15 protein-coding genes and 1 other RNA gene are annotated in these 16,284 nt (G+C 46.2%); 10 read left to right on the forward strand and 6 right to left on the reverse strand.

The window, feature by feature from the left end:
* Positions 1 to 3: 3 nt before the first annotated feature.
* The 5 genes from ICV38_RS07500 to gyrA are packed head-to-tail and all read right to left on the reverse strand — an operon-like array spanning position 4 to position 6,930.
* The gene (locus tag ICV38_RS07500) at positions 4 to 888 is read right to left on the reverse strand and encodes a prephenate dehydrogenase/arogenate dehydrogenase family protein (protein WP_215378849.1); all 885 of its coding nucleotides are present in this window, start codon (positions 886 to 888) and stop codon (positions 4 to 6) included.
* Positions 885 to 2,003 carry a histidinol-phosphate transaminase gene (gene hisC, locus ICV38_RS07505; protein WP_215378850.1) on the reverse strand — a complete coding sequence of 373 codons (1,119 nt, stop codon included), beginning with the start codon at positions 2,001 to 2,003 and terminating at the stop codon, positions 885 to 887. The genes ICV38_RS07500 and hisC overlap by 4 nt, the downstream gene beginning before the upstream one ends.
* Positions 2,004 to 2,021: 18 nt before the next feature.
* Positions 2,022 to 3,101, reverse strand: a complete 1,080-nt coding sequence (pheA, locus tag ICV38_RS07510; protein ID WP_215378852.1) for a prephenate dehydratase — start codon at positions 3,099 to 3,101, stop codon at positions 2,022 to 2,024.
* Positions 3,101 to 4,198 (reverse strand): 3-phosphoserine/phosphohydroxythreonine transaminase, encoded by a 1,098-nt coding sequence (gene serC / locus ICV38_RS07515; protein ID WP_215378854.1) that lies wholly within the window; start codon positions 4,196 to 4,198, stop codon positions 3,101 to 3,103. The genes pheA and serC overlap by 1 nt, the downstream gene beginning before the upstream one ends.
* Before the next feature lie 26 nt (positions 4,199 to 4,224).
* Positions 4,225 to 6,930 carry a DNA gyrase subunit A gene (gene gyrA, locus ICV38_RS07520; RefSeq protein WP_215378855.1) on the reverse strand — a complete coding sequence of 902 codons (2,706 nt, stop codon included), beginning with the start codon at positions 6,928 to 6,930 and terminating at the stop codon, positions 4,225 to 4,227.
* 158 nt (positions 6,931 to 7,088) lie between these two features.
* Here gyrA and ompA point away from each other — a divergent pair, with 158 nt between their 5' ends.
* From ompA to ICV38_RS07570, 10 genes are all read left to right on the forward strand, one after another.
* Complete coding sequence (gene ompA / locus ICV38_RS07525; protein ID WP_215378857.1) at positions 7,089 to 7,664, forward strand: outer membrane protein OmpA; 576 nt, start codon at positions 7,089 to 7,091, stop codon at positions 7,662 to 7,664.
* A gap of 97 nt (positions 7,665 to 7,761) precedes the next feature.
* Complete coding sequence (gene ubiG, locus ICV38_RS07530; RefSeq protein ID WP_215378859.1) at positions 7,762 to 8,451, forward strand: bifunctional 2-polyprenyl-6-hydroxyphenol methylase/3-demethylubiquinol 3-O-methyltransferase UbiG; 690 nt, start codon at positions 7,762 to 7,764, stop codon at positions 8,449 to 8,451.
* A gap of 8 nt (positions 8,452 to 8,459) precedes the next feature.
* Positions 8,460 to 9,134, forward strand: a complete 675-nt coding sequence (locus tag ICV38_RS07535; RefSeq protein ID WP_215378861.1) for an HAD family hydrolase — start codon at positions 8,460 to 8,462, stop codon at positions 9,132 to 9,134.
* 64 nt (positions 9,135 to 9,198) lie between these two features.
* Positions 9,199 to 9,557: a transfer-messenger RNA gene (ssrA, locus tag ICV38_RS07540) on the forward strand.
* Positions 9,558 to 9,685: 128 nt separating this feature from the next.
* Positions 9,686 to 10,438, forward strand: a complete 753-nt coding sequence (locus ICV38_RS07545; RefSeq protein ID WP_215382840.1) for an enoyl-CoA hydratase/isomerase family protein — start codon at positions 9,686 to 9,688, stop codon at positions 10,436 to 10,438.
* Positions 10,439 to 10,446: 8 nt separating this feature from the next.
* On the forward strand, positions 10,447 to 11,361 hold the full coding sequence (locus ICV38_RS07550; RefSeq protein ID WP_215382842.1) for a hydroxymethylglutaryl-CoA lyase: 915 nt from the start codon (positions 10,447 to 10,449) through the stop codon (positions 11,359 to 11,361).
* A 1-nt stretch (position 11,362) separates the two neighbouring features.
* Complete coding sequence (locus ICV38_RS07555; protein WP_215378863.1) at positions 11,363 to 12,328, forward strand: tripartite tricarboxylate transporter substrate binding protein; 966 nt, start codon at positions 11,363 to 11,365, stop codon at positions 12,326 to 12,328.
* Between the two features lie 23 nt (positions 12,329 to 12,351).
* Complete coding sequence (locus ICV38_RS07560; protein ID WP_215378865.1) at positions 12,352 to 13,542, forward strand: CaiB/BaiF CoA-transferase family protein; 1,191 nt, start codon at positions 12,352 to 12,354, stop codon at positions 13,540 to 13,542.
* Entirely contained in the window at positions 13,539 to 14,702 is a 1,164-nt protein-coding gene (locus ICV38_RS07565; protein WP_215378867.1) for an acyl-CoA dehydrogenase family protein, read from the forward strand. The genes ICV38_RS07560 and ICV38_RS07565 overlap by 4 nt, the downstream gene beginning before the upstream one ends.
* Before the next feature lie 19 nt (positions 14,703 to 14,721).
* Entirely contained in the window at positions 14,722 to 15,111 is a 390-nt protein-coding gene (locus ICV38_RS07570; RefSeq protein WP_215378869.1) for a cupin domain-containing protein, read from the forward strand.
* 5 nt (positions 15,112 to 15,116) lie between these two features.
* On the opposite strand, the gene ICV38_RS07575 is transcribed toward ICV38_RS07570, so the two are convergent.
* Positions 15,117 to 16,277, reverse strand: coding sequence for a class I SAM-dependent methyltransferase (locus ICV38_RS07575; RefSeq protein ID WP_215378870.1), 1,161 nt, complete (start codon positions 16,275 to 16,277; stop codon positions 15,117 to 15,119).
* Positions 16,278 to 16,284: the final 7 nt, after the last annotated feature.

Consider the following 16,284-nt stretch of genomic DNA (forward strand, 5'->3'; position numbering starts at 1 on the left):
CACTCATTCAGTTGCATCCAAATCTTGACGTGCTTTACTCGCCTTATTAAATAATTTTTCTAATCCAGCACCATCATTCTCAGCAATCAACTTGCGCATGTGATTAACGATGAGTAAGTACTGATCAAGTTCTTTCAAAATTGCTGTGCGATTACCCAAGCAAATGTCACGCCACATCTCTGGGCTGGATGCCGCTATGCGCGTGAAATCTTTAAACCCGGCCCCAACATGACCTAACTTTTGTTCGGCATCTTCAGAATTGACTACGCTGGCCATTAAGGCATAAGACAGGATGTGCGGTAAATGCGATACAGCCGCATAAATTGCATCGTGTTGTACAACACCAATCTTTTTAACTATCGATCCTACCGACTCCCAAAAGCCGATGATTAATGCGGTGTCTTCTGGAGAGTTTTCTTGCAAAGGACAAATGATGGTTTGTTTGCCTTGAAATAAATCTGCTTTAGCAGCTGCGGCGCCATGCTGAGCACCGCCAGCAATGGGATGCGCAGGAACAAATTGACATGCTTTCTTGCCCAACACTTCTTTGGCGGCCAATATGACATCACCTTTAGTGCTACCTGCATCAGTGATCATGGTGCGCGGCTCAAGGTGTGGCTCCATAACCTCAAATGCAGTACGCATTTGTGCGACTGGCATGCACAACACAATCACATCTGACTGCTTAGTAGCCTCCACTAAATCTACTACGCCATCAATCGCGCCCATCTTTTGGGCTTGCTCTAAATTTTCTTTGCTACGACCAACTCCCAAAACTTTAGTGACAACGCCAGATCTCTTAAGGGCCAATCCTAAAGATGCACCGATGAGACCAACACCAACAATCGTGACTGTGCCGTAATTGCTTGCAGGATGAATGATCGTCATTTCAGAATATCTTTTAAGGCAGCGATGAATGCCGCATTCTCTTCTGACAAACCAATGGAGATGCGCAACCACTGTGGCAAACCATAATTCCCCACTGGTCGCACAATAATGCCGCGCTTCAGTAGCTCTAAGTTGATCCGCGCACCCGCTTGATCATCTTCACCAACCTTGACCAATACAAAGTTGCCGGCAGATGGTAGATACTCCAGACCTAATTCATCAAAGGCCATTGTAAGTTGCTTGTAGCCAGAGCAATTAAGCTCAAATCCTTGCTGTAAAAATGCTTTGTCTTGAAATGCTGCAATCGCTGCGGCCTGAGCAAGACTATTTACATTGAATGGTTGGCGTATACGATTTAATAAATCCGTTAGGTGAGACTGAGCAACACCATATCCGATACGTAAACCTGCAAGGCCATACGCCTTAGAGAAGCTACGCGACAAAATCATATTAGGAAAGCGCTTAACCCAGGCAATGGCATCGTAGCGCTGCTCAGGGGTCAGGTATTCGTTATAAGCCTCATCCAACACTACTACTACATGTGACGGAATAGCTAGCAGGAAGTCCTCAATCTCTTTTGCTGTGAGATAACTTCCAGTGGGATTATTGGGATTAGCTACAAAAACCAACTTTGCTTTATCACCAGCAGACCTCGCCGCAGCCAACATTGCTGGCAGGTCATGGCCATAGGTAGCGGTTGCTGATACCTCCACTGCTTTAGCGCCAACTGCTTGCGTTGCCAGCGGGTAAACCGCAAAGGCATGCTTGGAGAAAATGACTTCATCACCAACCTGCGCTACAGCACGTGCTGCTAACTCCAAAATATCATTGCTGCCATTACCCAGCGTAATCCAATCGGATGGCACATCTAGTGAAGTGGAGAGAACATTCTTCAGCTCAAAACCGTTAGAGTCTGGGTAGCGTCCCAGATCACTCGCAGCTTTAAGCATTGCGTCTTGTGCGGACTTGGGCATACCCAATGGATTCTCATTGGATGCTAACTTCACAATCTTGTTTTCATCTAGACCATATTCACGCGCAACTTCGCTAATGGGGCGCCCACCAACGTATGGTGCAATTGCATGAATATGTTTTAGGCCAATCTTAGAAGTCATTCGAATTTTACAAATGGATTAAACGGAATGAGGATAGGAACCTAAGTTCTTATAGAACGCAGCAACTTCTTTAAGCTCATCCAAAGCTTTAACAACCTTTGCATCATCAGCGTGACCGGCGATATCAATGTAGAAGTGATATTCCCAAGTACCCTTACGCGCAGGACGAGACTCAAAACGATTCATCGATACGCCATGCTTTGCTAAAGGGGCTAGCAAGCGATGCACTGCACCCGGCTGATTGTCTACCGATAACACCAATGAAGTTTGATCTTTGCCGGTAGGTGTGCACGCATAGTTGCCAACAACAACAAAACGCGTACGGTTATGAGGATCATCTTGAATTTGGGCGGCAACAGCTTGCAAACCATAAGCCTCTTGTGCGGGATCGCCCGCAATTGCAGCTAAAGTTGGATCGCTTGCCGCTAAACGCGCTGCTTCAGCATTGCTACTTACTGCCTGACGCTTTAATTGTGGTGCGTGCACGCTCAACCATTGCTGACACTGCGCTAAAGCTTGTGCATGGGCGCAGACAGTCGTCACACCGTCTAAATTACCACTCTTGGTCAAAAGATGATGACGAATTGGCAACACCACTTCACCACTGATGCGCATCGATGAATCCAGTAACAAATCAAGTGTGCGAGAAATAGCGCCTTCACTGGAGTTCTCAACAGGCACTACGCCAAATTGTGCCGCGCCCTTCTCCACTGCTTTAAATACTTCGTCCAAGCTTGCACAAGGCAAACCTGCAATTGAGTGGCCAAAATAGGTTTGAGCAGCTTGCTCAGAAAATGTTCCGACTGGCCCAAGGTATGCAATCGTTTGACGAGCTTCTAAAGCTCTGCAAGCGGACATCACCTCACGCCAGATTGCCGCTATGCCATCAGGAAGCAGCGGGCCTTTGTTCATTTCCTGTAAACGCGCAACTACTTGACGCTCACGCTCAGGACGAAAGACTGGGGACGAGAAACCACCTTTAACATGACCAACTTCTTGCGCCGCTTTAGCGCGCTGAGTCAGCAAATCCAAAATCTGCGCATCAAGAGAATCAATTTTTTCCCGCAAGGGAGCTAAGCGCTGTTCTTCAGTACTCATTAAGCCCGCCTTTCAAAGTCGCGCATAAATTCAACCAAGGCTTTGACGCCTTCAATAGGCATTGCGTTATAAATACTGGCGCGCATACCACCTGCAGCTTTATGGCCGCGTAAGGCAACCAAGCCCACTGCATTCGATTGAGCCAAAAACTCTGCGTTTAGGCTCTCATCTTTTAGGAAGAAAGTCACGTTCATTCGCGAACGATATTCTTTAGTGACGCGGTTTTCATACAGGCTGCTGTGATCCAAAAAGTTGTATAACAAGTCAGCCTTTTCTTGGTTACGCTTTTCTATTGCTTTTACGCCCCCCTGCTTGAGCAACCACTTAAAGCCTAAACCGGCCATATAGATTGAAAAAGTCGGCGGGGTATTAATCATGGACTGGGTATTTGCCTGGACAGACCAATCCCAAATCGTGGGGGTAATGCCCATACTATGACCAAGCAAATCCTTACGAACAATCACAATCGTGACACCAGAAGGGCCAATATTTTTTTGCGCACCACCAAACCACACTGCGCACTGATTCACATCCATTTCTTTAGAAAGAATGTTGCTTGAAATATCTGCAACCAATGGAATGTTGCCAACGTCCGGAACATTCGCAAACTCTACGCCACCAATAGTTTCATTCGCACAGTAATGCACGTATGCAGCATCACTCGATAAATTCCAAGTAGATCTTGCGGGAATTGTGTTGAATTTTTCTGCGGCCGAGGATGCGGCTAAATTTGCTGTGCCGTATTTTTGCGCTTCTTTATATGATTTTTCAGACCAAACACCAGTAACAATGAAATCCGCCTTAGGGCCATTTTTAGCGAGCGACATGAGATTCATTGGAATGGCAGCATTCTGACCAAGACCGCCACCTTGTAATAACAAGATTTCGTATGTGTCGGGAATGTTCATCAAGGTACGAAGATCCTGCAATGTCTCTTCGTAGACTTCCATAAACTCTTTACTGCGATGGCTAATTTCCATCACGCTCGTACCAAGTCCACGCCAATTGAGCATCTCATCGGCAGCCTGCTTCAGCACCTCCTCAGGCAAAGTAGCAGGCCCCGCAGCGAAATTGAAGATGCGGCGGTCGAAAGTCATAACGTTACTAGTCTTGTGATGACGCCTTAAGCGTCACCTGCCGCATCAGAATTTGAATCAGCTGCCGGTTCTGCGGACACATCTTCTTCTGCATCGTCAGAGTCATCATCTGAATCGCTCTCAGCAATACGTTGCAAACCAGACAAGCGAGTACCTTCATCCACATTGATCAACGTAACGCCTTGAGTCGCGCGACCCATCTCACGAATTTCAGATACGCGAGTACGCACCAAAACACCACCTGTGGTGATCAACATAATTTGATCTTCTGGTGATACCAAAGCTGCAGCTACGACCTTACCGTTACGTTCAGTTGTCTGAATGGCAATCATGCCCTTAGTGCCACGACCATGACGAGTGTATTCAGCAATTGGCGTACGCTTGCCAAAACCATTTTCAGTTGCGGTCAAGACACTGCTTGGAATAGCAACGCCATTTGTATCTACCGCCGCTACCTCAGCGCCTTCCGCAGCTTCTGCTGGTGCAACCAACATCGCGATCACTTGATGACCTTCGCCCAAGTTCATACCGCGGACACCGCGTGCGGTACGACCCATTGGACGAACATCATTCTCATCAAAACGCACTGCTTTACCAGCGTCGGAGAACAACATGACATCGTGTTGACCATCAGTAATCGCTGCACCAACTAAGAAGTCGTTATCGTTCAAATCTACAGCAATAATGCCGGCCTTACGTGGGTTAGAGAAATCAGACAAGCGTGTCTTCTTCACTGTACCCAAGCTAGTAGCCATAAATACATAACGATCATCTTGATAACCCTTAATCGGCAGTATCACAGTGATCTTCTCGCCTTCAATGAGCGGGAACATGTTGACGATAGGCTTGCCGCGAGAGGTGCGACTTCCTTGCGGAACTTCCCAAACCTTAAGCCAGTACATGCGACCGCGATCAGAGAAGCACAAGATCGTGTCATGTGTATTTGCCACGAATAAAGTATCAATCCAATCTTCATCCTTGGTAGCAGCTGCTTGCTTGCCACGACCACCACGTTTTTGTGCGCGGTACTCGCTTAGAGGCTGACTCTTCATATAACCAGTATTTGAAAGTGTCACTACCAAATCTTGTGGCGTAATTAAATCTTCTGTGAAGAGCTCGGTTGCATTCATTTCAATAAATGATCGACGACCGTTATCGCTACCAGCAGCACCAAACTCTGATTGAACTTCCTTGAGTTCACTCTCAATGACGGAAGTAACACGCTCTGGTCTTGCTAATAAATCTAGCAAGTCAGAAATCTCCGCCATGACTTCTTTGTATTCGTTAACAATCTTGTCTTGCTCAAGGCCAGTCAAGCGTTGCAAACGCATTTGCAAAATTTCTTGCGCTTGGCTATCAGAGAGGCGATATAAGCCGGTAGTTTGCATGCCGTATTCAGGCAACAAACCTTCAGGGCGATAGGCATTGCGCCCACCAGGCGTATCGGTCTCAGCACGCGCCAACATCTCGCGCACCATTGATGAATCCCATGCTTTACCCATCAACTCTTGCTTCGCAATCACTGGGTTTGCAGCAGCTTTAATGATCGCAATGAACTCATCAATGTTTGCGAGCGCAACTGCAAGACCTTCCAATACGTGACCACGCTCACGCGCTTTGCGTAATTCAAAAATCGTACGACGTGTAACTACTTCGCGACGATGCTGCAAGAAGTACTCGAGCATTTGCTTCAAATTCAACAAGCGTGGCTGGTTATCCACCAACGCCACCATGTTCATACCGAAGTTATCTTGCAGCTGAGTACTCTTGTATAAATTGTTGAGAACCACTTCAGGCACTTCACCGCGCTTGAGCTCGATGACAACGCGCATACCGGATTTATCTGACTCGTCACGTAAATCAGAGATGCCCTCTACTTTTTTCTCATTCACCAACTCAGCAATGCGCTCGAGCAGGTTCTTTTTATTGACTTGATACGGCAACTCATCAACGATGATGGCTTGACGCGCGCCCTTATCCAAATCTTCAAAGTGTGTCTTGGCACGCATTACTACACGACCGCGACCGGTTCTATAACCCTCGCGAACGCCCTGAACGCCGTAAATAATGCCGGCAGTCGGGAAATCTGGGGCTGGAATAATCTCAATCAACTCATCAATTGAGCACTCAGGGTTGTGAAGCACGTGTAAACAGGCTGAAATCACCTCATCCAGATTATGGGGAGGGATGTTTGTAGCCATACCTACCGCAATGCCAGAACTGCCATTGATCAGCAAATTCGGTACTTTGGCCGGCAAAATCAGGGGTTCTTTTTCGCTACCATCGTAATTTGGCCCAAAATCGACCGTTTCCTTGTCCAAATCGGCCAATAGCTCATGGGCTATCTTGCGAAGGCGGATCTCGGTATACCGCATCGCAGCAGCGTTATCGCCGTCTACAGAGCCAAAGTTACCCTGCCCGTCAACTAGCATATAGCGCAGAGAGAAGTCTTGAGCCATCCGAACGATGGTGTCATACACCGCAGAGTCACCGTGCGGATGGTATTTACCGATTACATCGCCAACTATACGGGCAGATTTTTTGTAAGCTCGGTTCCAATCGTTGTTTAATTCATACATTGCAAATAAGACCCGGCGGTGAACCGGTTTGAGGCCGTCGCGCACGTCTGGCAGGGCTCTGCCGACGATGACGCTCATTGCGTAGTCCAAATAGGACCGCCGCATTTCATCTTCGAGGGATATTGGTAGTGTTTCTTTAGCGGCTTGTTCCATCTAGAAATAATATCATTTTGATGACAGAGGGGCGCTATGCTAAGATTCTGTCAGTTTGTACGAAATTGAGATGTGTCGCTTTGCGGTTTTTTGCTTCAGAGTAGGGCGAATTACATTTAAGTTTGACTTTAATTAAAAGAGATTTTTGAGGACTAAAAATGAACAAAACCCTAAAACTGGTACTTGCTGGTGTAATTTCAGTTGCTGCTTCTGCTGCTTCTGCTCAAAAGGTTGACAACTGGGTCAACTCCACTGGTACAGCTTGGAAAAACGGCGATGGCGCACTTTGCTGGCGTGACAGCAGCTGGACACCTGCTACTGCAGCTAAAGGTTGTGACGGTGCTTTGACTGCTGGTGCTGCTGCTTCTGGCGTTAGCCAAAGCAAAATCACTTTGCAAGCTGACACACTCTATGACTTCAACAAGTCTGATTTGAAACCAGAAGGTAAAGCTACTTTGGACAAGATCGCTGCTGATTTGAGCAAGATCAAGTTGGAAGTAATCATCGCTGTTGGTAACACTGATAGCGTTGGTACAGATGCATACAACATGGCCCTCGGTCAGCGTCGCGCGCAATCCGTAAAAGCATACTTGGTAAGCAAGGGTGTTGACGGTAGCCGTATCTACACAGAATCAAAAGGCAAGAGCAATCCAGTTGCATCAAACGCAACTGCTGAAGGCCGTGCTAAGAACCGCCGTACTGACATCGAAGTTGTTGGTACAGCAGCTAAGTAATTCCCTTTACTTGTAAAAAAGCCCGCTTCTAGCGGGCTTTTTTATTTCCGCTATATTCATAAACTTCACTAATCGCTTCACTCTGAACCAATCCAATATGAACGTAGATCAATCTGAAATCGCTAAATTTAGCGCCTTAGCGCATCGTTGGTGGGATCCTAATAGCGAATTCAAGCCTTTGCATGCGATTAATCCATTGCGCCTCAACTGGATTAAATCCTTCGTCAACTTAGAAGGCAAAAAGGTGGTCGATATTGGTTGCGGTGGCGGCATTCTGGCTGAATCTATTTCTCAATCTGGCGCCGACACCACTGGCATCGATTTATCTGAAAAAGCATTAAAGGTCGCCGAACTACACGCGTTAGAAGTTGGAGCCAATCTCACCTATCGCTCCATCTCTGCAGAAGCCCTAGCTGAAGAGCAACCAGAACAATATGACGTTGTTACCTGTATGGAAATGCTTGAACACGTTCCAGATCCAGCATCAGTAGTAAATGCCTGTGCCAAACTTTGTAAACCAGGTGGCACTCTATTTTTTAGCACCTTAAATCGCAATCCAAAGTCCTACTTATTTGCGATTATTGGCGCGGAGTACATCCTCAAACTACTACCTAAAGGCACTCACGAATACGCTAAATTCATCAAGCCTTCTGAGTTGGTAGCCTTTACACGGCATGCAGGATTGGAGATGCTTGGTATGAAAGGCATGAGCTACAACCCCCTCACCCAGGTATACAGCCTCAATGATGATGTGGATGTGAATTACATGATTGCTGTGCGCAAATGAGCTTAAGCATGAAGCAAAGCCCTTACCAGGGGGTCTTTTTTGATTTGGACGGCACTCTCGCTGATACAGCACCCGATTTAGTGGCGGCTACCAATAAGCTACTCACCGCTCGTAATTTAGCGCCAAAACCGTATGAATTTCTTAGGCCTCACGCATCTGCTGGGGCTCGAGGCTTACTCGAGGGCGCCTTTGGAATCAATCCAGAGCACCCAGACTTTACTGCCCTCAGAGACGAATTCTTCTCCAATTATGAAAAAACATTATTAGTGGATAGCAAGTTGTTTGATGACATGCATCACTTGCTTGATCAAATGGATCAGGCCAAACTTCCCTGGGGCATTGTGACTAATAAAAGCCAGAGGTTCACCAACCCCTTAGTTGAATTAATGGGCTTAAGCCAGAGATCAGCCTCAACTGTCTCAGGCGATACAACACCTTATTCAAAGCCGCATCCAGAGCCGATCTTGTATGCAGCCAAAATGGCCAATGTTGACCCCACAAAATCACTTTATGTTGGCGACGACATCAGAGACGTTCTAGCAGGCAAGGCGGCAGGTATGCAAACGGTCGCAGCAGCCTATGGTTATTGCGGCTGCAAAGAGCCTCCAGAGGCCTGGGGAGCTGATTTCATCATCAATACCCCAATCGAGTTATTGCAAATCATTTTTCCCAACAGGGAATAAGCCAAAGATATTCAACAATTTAAAGCTAGCGGCTTTAAAATAGGGTTTCCTATGCATGAACTCTGGGGTCGACATGGTTTCGACGTGGATTACAAAGCATCAAGGGCATACCGAGGACCCGTTATCTCGTAAATCAATGGGAATGTAATAACTGCTAACGACGAACGTTACGCACTAGCCGCTTAATTGCGGTTGCCCCTGAACTGATTCTCTCTTGGGTCAGGTAGCGCAAGCTACATCAGGGTCATATACAAGAGATAAGACTATTTTGCGTCACGAAGAATAGTACGAAAACCTAGTGAATCGTCAGCGAGGAACGTGTCAATCCGTGCCTAACTGATTAAATCAAATGATATGACTAAGTATGTAGAACTTGTTGTGGAGGATTTGCGGACGCGGGTTCGATTCCCGCCGACTCCACCATTTTTCAAAGGTAGTTAATGGTTTTTGACCTTTAATCTACCCTCGCCTTCAGTTTCCAGTAAATTAAAGAAAAATAAAGATACTGGAGACTGCAATTGGCCACTCATGATTCGCCCAACTACCAATACCTGACATTAGAAGGTACAGACTTAGTTCGAGTCACACTCAATAGACCTGAAGTTCGGAATGCCTTTAATGAAGGTCTTATTAGCGAACTACATGAGGTATTCAACAAGTTAGGTGCTGATGATCGCTGCCGCGTCATTGTCCTGCAATCAGTGGGCAAAAGTTTTTGTGCTGGCGCCGATCTGAATTGGATGAAGAGCATGACTAACTTCACCCATGAAGAAAATATTGCAGATTCTAGAAAGATGGCACTGATGCTCAATGCCATTTATTCCTGCCCAAAACCGATCATCGCCAAAGTTCAAGGGGATGCCTATGCTGGCGGCGTTGGATTGGCTGCCGTATGTGACATTGTTGTAGCCTCTACTCAAGCACGCTTCTGCATTTCTGAAGCGAAGTTAGGCTTGCTACCCGCAACTATTTCCCCTTATGTCATTAGAGCTTTGGGGGAGCAAGCATCACGCAGATATTTTGTGACCGCCGAAGTGTTTACCGCTGCACACGCAAAAGATTTAGGTTTTGTGCATGAGCTCGTTGATCCAGAGGCGCTCGACAATAAAGTCGATGAAATCTGTCAAACCATTATGCACAATGGGCAGATGGCAGTTATGGCATGCAAGAAGATTGTTCAAGATATTGCGCATCAAGCAATTGATACCTCGCTAATTGAAGAGACTGTAAAGCGCATTGCCAATATTCGCACTAGCGATGAAGCACAAGCTCGGATGAAAGCCTTTCTTGAGAAAAATAAATGAAGTCCTCCTTGAGTCTACCTAAAAAAGTCAAGATTGTTGAAGTAGGCCCTAGAGATGGCCTGCAAAATGAGAAGGAATTTGTACCGATTGATGTCAAAGTTGATCTCATCAATCAACTTTCAAATGCAGGCTTTCCAAATATTGAAGCAGCCTCCTTCGTATCCCCCAAGTGGATTCCGCAAATGGCCGGTAGCGCTGAGGTGATGAATTCCATCATCAGAAAACCAGGAATTATTTACTCTGCCCTGACGCCAAATATGAAGGGTTATGAGGATGCCTTGCTAGCAAAAACAGATGAGATCGTTATTTTTTCTGCTGCCTCCGAAGCATTTTCCCAGAAAAATATTAACTGCAGTATTGCTGAATCGGTTGAGCGTTTTACTCCAGTGACCACTGCCGCCAAGCGTGATGGTATTCGGATTCGTGGCAGTATTTCTTGTTCCTTTGGCTGCCCCTATCAAGGAGCTGTTGAGCCTAAGCAAGTTGCAGATGTAGTCAAGCGCATGATGGACTTAGGCTGTGATGAAATCGATATTGCCGATACGATCGGAGTAGGCACGCCAGGGCAAGTGGCTGCAGTATTTGAAGAAATTCTGGGGTTTGCTCCAAAGGAATTATTCTCTGGGCACTTTCATGACACCTATGGGCAGTCGCTTGCTAATATTTATGCAGCCATGGAGATGGGCATCAGCATTTTTCATTCTTCTATCGCTGGCTTAGGGGGTTGTCCTTATGCAAAAGGGGCAACTGGAAATGTCGCCACGGAAGATGTCTTATATATGCTCAAAGGTTTAGGTATTGAAACTGACATCAACTTTGACGCCGCAGTCAGTATTGGCGACTACATCACTAAAAAAATTGGCAAGCGTAATGCGTCTCGAGTAGGGCGTGCGCTTGCCGCTAAAAGATCAACTGGAGACTAATATGAAAACATTACATAAAATCTGTGCGCTTGTATTTGCCGTAACCTCTCTACATTGCGCTGCGCAAAGCTATCCATCATCTAACATCACCATGGTGGTACCGTTCGCTGCTGGCAGCGGAACTGATGGCGTGGCTCGAGTCATGGCCACCAAAATGAGTAGCATCTTAGGGCAGCCCGTCATCATTGATAACAAACCTGGAGCTAGCGCCCAGATTGGCGCTCAGTTAGTTGCCTCAGCGAAGCCAGATGGTTATACCTTACTCATGACTACCAATACTTCGCACTCGGCTAACCCATGGTTATTTCAAAATCTGAAATATGACCCAATTAAAGACTTCACGCCGATTGCACGCGTTGGTGAATTACCTTTTGTTCTTTGTGTGAACAACGACCTGCCAGTTAAAACAGTTCAAGAGTTAATTGATTACGCAAAAGCGAATCCTGGCAAGCTTTCTTATGGCACACCAAATAGCACTTCGCTGGTGACCACTGAAACCATCATGCATTTAACCAAAATTAGCATGACGCAAATCCCTTATAAATCTAGTCCACAAGCACTGACTGATTTAATCGGTAACCAAATACAGGTTTACGTAGCCGATACTGGTTCAGGGATGGCAATGATTAAGGCAGGTAAAGTGCGTGCGATTGGTCTAACGGGTAACCGCCCTTATGCCCAACTACCCAACGTTCCGCCGATTGCAAAAACTGTTCCGGGCTTTGATCTGGTTTCTTGGAATGGTGTCTTTGGTCCAGCCAATCTTCCTAAGCCCATCGTAGACAAAATTAATGCTGCTATTCAGGAGGCCACTAAGGATAAGGAAGTGCAAGCCAAGTTGGCACAGCTTGGTTTTGTTATTTGGCCATCCAAGAACCCACAAGACTTTGCTCAATACGTCAGCGATCAAATGGCTTACTGGGGTAAGTTAATTATTCAATCAGGCATCAAGTCTGAACTTAACTAATTGACACCTTCTCAAGGAATAAGATGGGCCCACTAGCAGGCGTTCGCATTTTAGATTTGACCTCCGTCATATTAGGGCCGTTTGCGACCCAGATATTGGCATCGATGGGCGCGGAAATTATTAAGATTGAAACCCCTGAGGGTGACAACATGCGTGATGTCGGCCCTATGAGAAATCCAAAGATGGGGCATATCTTTCTGCAAGCCAATCGCGGCAAAAAAAGTATTGTTTTAGATCTTAAAGATCCCAAAGCAAAACAAGCTACGCTAGATCTTGCGAAAACAGTCGATGTTTTCATATCCAATATCAGACCTCAAGCACTTGATCGTCTTGGACTGGGATATCAAGATTTAAGAAAGGTAAATGAGAAGATTATTTATGTGTCCTGTTCAGGCTTTGGAGTGGATGGACCATACGCTGATAAACCTGCGTATGATGATTTGATCCAAGGCGCAACAGGTGTGCCTTGGCTTATGCAAGAACATGGCATACATGAACCACGCTATGCGCCAACTACCCTGGGCGATAGGGTGACCGGCCTTCACTCAGTCTATGCGGTTACCTCCGCTCTTTACGCAAGAGAGAAAACTGGCAAAGGTCAATATGTTGTCGTACCGATGTTCGAATCGATTGCTCAGTTTATTTTAGGAGACCACCTTGGTGGTGAGTCCTTTATTCCGCCGATCGGCAAATCTGGATACGCCCGCCTTCTCTCCCCTTATCGCAAACCCTATGCAACCCAAGATGGCTATATCTCAATCTTGATCTATAACGATAAGCATTGGAGGAGTTTTTTTGAGGCCATTGGTCAACCTGAACGCCTGAAGGAAGAGATTTTTTGCACTCATACAAATCGCGCCAATAATATTGACCGCGTCTACAGTGAGGTTGAGAAAATCATTAAAACGAGAAGCACTTCGCAATGGCGCCAGCTATTAGACCAATACGATCTGCCCAATCAACCCATGAATTCCATCAGCGACTTGATTCATGATGAGCATCTTAATAAAACCTCGTTTATTCATATTGAGAATCATCCAAGCGAAGGACAAATTCGAGTCATGAACAGCCCAGTATCCTGGTCGGAAACTCCAGCAGAGGAGAACTTAACACCCGCTCCTGCTCTTGGGGAACATACTGCGGAAATTCTTCGAGGACTTGGTTATGCCGAAGAGGCTATTGCGGCGTTAATTCAATCAGGAAACAAAAAATGAATTTTCAGTTCACCAATGAGCAGCTACAAATTCAAGATGCCATTGAAAAGCTGTGCAAACCTTTTGATGCAGATTATTGGCTCAAAAAAGATCAGTCTGGTGATTTTCCATTCGACTTTCATCAAACGCTAGCAGATGCTGGCTGGCTCGGCATCGCGATGCCCCAGGAATATGGTGGTGCAGGTCTAGGCATTACGGAAGCTGCTTTAATGATGCGTACCATCTCAGGAAGTGGTGCAGGCCTATCAGGTGCATCAGCGGTGCACATGAATATTTTTGGCTTACATCCAGTAGTTGTATTTGGCTCTGATGAGCAAAAGCAACGCTGGTTACCGCCCTTGATTGCTGGCAAAGATCGCGCCTGTTTTGGCGTGACCGAACCTAATGCAGGATTAAATACCTTAAAGCTCTCTACCAAAGCTGAAAAACAGGGTGATAACTATCTGGTTAGCGGTCAAAAGATTTGGATCTCCACTGCCCAGGTCGCTACCAAGATTTTGCTGCTCGCTCGGACAACACCAGTTGAGGAAGCAAAAGGCACTGAAGGTCTGTCTTTGTTTTATACCGATCTTGATCGTTCCTGTATTGATGTGCGTGAAATTGAAAAGATGGGGCGTAAATGCGTTGACTCTAATGAAGTCTTTATTGATCAGCTAAAGATTCCAGCAAAAGACTTAATTGGCGAGGAGGGTAAAGGTTTTTCTTATATCCTGCATGGCTTAAATCCCGAAAGAATTCTGATTGCTGCAGAAGCTATTGGACTTGGACAAGCGGCATTAGCTCTCGGAGCATCGTATGCAAAAGAGCGTATTGTGTTCGATCGTCCTATCGGCCAAAACCAAGGTATTCAGCACCCATTGGCAAAGTCTTGGATGGAACTAGAGGCTGCAGATCTGATGGTATTTAAGGCAGCAGGTTTGTATGATGCAAAACAATCCTGCGCCGCAGAAGCCAACGCTGCTAAGTATCTCGCAGCAGAAGCTTGTTTTCATGCCTGTGAGAATGCCATCATGACACATGGTGGCATGGGATACGCTAAGGAATACCATGTAGAGCGCTATTTGCGAGAGTCTTGGATCCCTCGTCTAGCTCCCGTTAGCCCACAACTCATTCTTTGCTTTATTGCTGAAAAAGTTTTAGGACTTCCGAAATCTTATTAACCCTTTCATAGAGATATTGATGAGTAAAAATCCATCCCGTTACTTTGTTAAAGCTGGAGAGGTCGAGGGCTATCACCCAGCAAACCATCTTGGCACCGTCAATCGTCGTCTGATTGGTAGCGATACTGTTGGGGCCAAACAGCTTGAGGTGCTCCATGGCACTATTGAAAAAGGTAAAGGCGCTTTACCCCATGCTCACCCTGGAATTGAACAAGTCTGCTACATGCTTGAGGGGCGCGCTAGAGCCGAAGTGAATGGCGAGGTATGTGAAATGGGTCCAGGCGATGCCTGCTTTTTCCCCGCTGATGCCATGCATGTTTTCACCGTCATTAGTGAAGAACCAGCAAAAGTCTTAGTTATCTACGCGCCGCCCTACGAAGAAAATCCGGCAAAAGTAATCAGGCCTTAAATTCCCTATAGACGAGCGAGACGCCACAAAGACGTGAGCTCAGCTGCCCTTGCCATATGCAATGCATCAGTTTTATCCAACGTTTTCGGATGATGTGGTTTGGTATCTAATCGAGCAATCACTTTTAATCCAGCATCCCCAATCCAAGAGAGTAATTGCGCTCTTGTGCGTAAGCCTAAGTGCTCAGCTAAATCTGACAGGATTAACCAGCCCTCACCATTAGGTAACAAATGATCCTTCAATTGGCCTAAGAAACCTTTGAGCATCTGGCTATCTGGGTCGTATACAGCATGCTCCAATGACGAACTGGGTCTCGCAGGTAGCCACGGTGGATTACAGACTACTAAGGCAGCTTTGCCCTGCGGAAATAAATCAGTTTTTTGGATTTCTATTTGGGATTCCAGGTGCAGGCGGGCAATATTGTCTTGCGCGCAAGCAATCGCACGATCATCTTGATCTGTGCCAATGATCTGTTTAACGTCTCGGATTGCCAAGATCACTGATAAGATACCTGTGCCAACGCCAATATCAAATGCCGTAGAACTTTGCTTGAGCGCATTTGGAAGTGGGGCTTTGAGTACTAGCTCGATATATTCACCGCGAATAGGCGAGAACACTCCATAGTGAGGATGAATACGAATTTCTTCATCATCCCTGGCCAGAATTGGTACACCCTTTTTACGCCATTCATGAGCGCTGATAACGCCCAGTAATTCGCGCAAGGAGATAACGTATGAGCCAGTCTGTTGGCCGTATGCCTCAAAACAAGCTTGGGCAACATCCGGAGCGCGTCTTAATGAAATCGTGTGATCTGCATTTACTTGAATCAGCAGCATTCCCAAAATACGGGCACGTTGCGACTGAGACAAACGATGTAGATTAAAGGTATCTAAAGGACTTTTTGCTTTTTCTTTTGCAACCTTATCCGCCCTGCTTGATTTTTTAGAGGGCTTATCTACCCTTCTGACTAAGGCTTGGAGTAGTTGGCGCGCATTCTGAAAATCCCCCCTATACAAAATCGCGGTGCCTTCGCATGCCATTCTGTAGGCCAGATCTGCCGTAAGCGTATCGTCACCAATCTGAATCTTTTTATGTGGGGCGATTCCATTTTCGGAATGCCATTTTGCTGAACAAGTTTGGCCTGCCTCGTCCCAATTGATCATCATGAGTGAT

Origin of the sequence: Polynucleobacter sp. MG-6-Vaara-E2, from assembly GCF_018687695.1 — a bacterium.
Taxonomy (GTDB): Bacteria; Pseudomonadota; Gammaproteobacteria; order Burkholderiales; family Burkholderiaceae; genus Polynucleobacter.

Excerpts from the sequence above, each read along its gene's own strand:
- gyrA (WP_215378855.1), bottom strand. The coding sequence starts at position 6,930 with ATGGAACAAGCCGCTAAAGAAACACTACCAATATCCCTCGAAGATGAA.
- ICV38_RS07565 (WP_215378867.1), top strand. The coding sequence starts at position 13,539 with ATGAATTTTCAGTTCACCAATGAGCAGCTACAAATTCAAGATGCCATT.
- ICV38_RS07560 (WP_215378865.1), top strand. The coding sequence starts at position 12,352 with ATGGGCCCACTAGCAGGCGTTCGCATTTTAGATTTGACCTCCGTCATA.
- hisC (WP_215378850.1), bottom strand. The coding sequence starts at position 2,003 with ATGACTTCTAAGATTGGCCTAAAACATATTCATGCAATTGCACCATAC.
- ompA (WP_215378857.1), top strand. The coding sequence starts at position 7,089 with ATGAACAAAACCCTAAAACTGGTACTTGCTGGTGTAATTTCAGTTGCT.
- ubiG (WP_215378859.1), top strand. The coding sequence starts at position 7,762 with ATGAACGTAGATCAATCTGAAATCGCTAAATTTAGCGCCTTAGCGCAT.
- ICV38_RS07570 (WP_215378869.1), top strand. The coding sequence starts at position 14,722 with ATGAGTAAAAATCCATCCCGTTACTTTGTTAAAGCTGGAGAGGTCGAG.
- ICV38_RS07535 (WP_215378861.1), top strand. The coding sequence starts at position 8,460 with ATGAAGCAAAGCCCTTACCAGGGGGTCTTTTTTGATTTGGACGGCACT.
- ICV38_RS07555 (WP_215378863.1), top strand. The coding sequence starts at position 11,363 with ATGAAAACATTACATAAAATCTGTGCGCTTGTATTTGCCGTAACCTCT.
- ICV38_RS07500 (WP_215378849.1), bottom strand. The coding sequence starts at position 888 with ATGACGATCATTCATCCTGCAAGCAATTACGGCACAGTCACGATTGTT.
- ICV38_RS07575 (WP_215378870.1), bottom strand. The coding sequence starts at position 16,277 with ATGATGATCAATTGGGACGAGGCAGGCCAAACTTGTTCAGCAAAATGG.
- serC (WP_215378854.1), bottom strand. The coding sequence starts at position 4,198 with ATGACTTTCGACCGCCGCATCTTCAATTTCGCTGCGGGGCCTGCTACT.
- pheA (WP_215378852.1), bottom strand. The coding sequence starts at position 3,101 with ATGAGTACTGAAGAACAGCGCTTAGCTCCCTTGCGGGAAAAAATTGAT.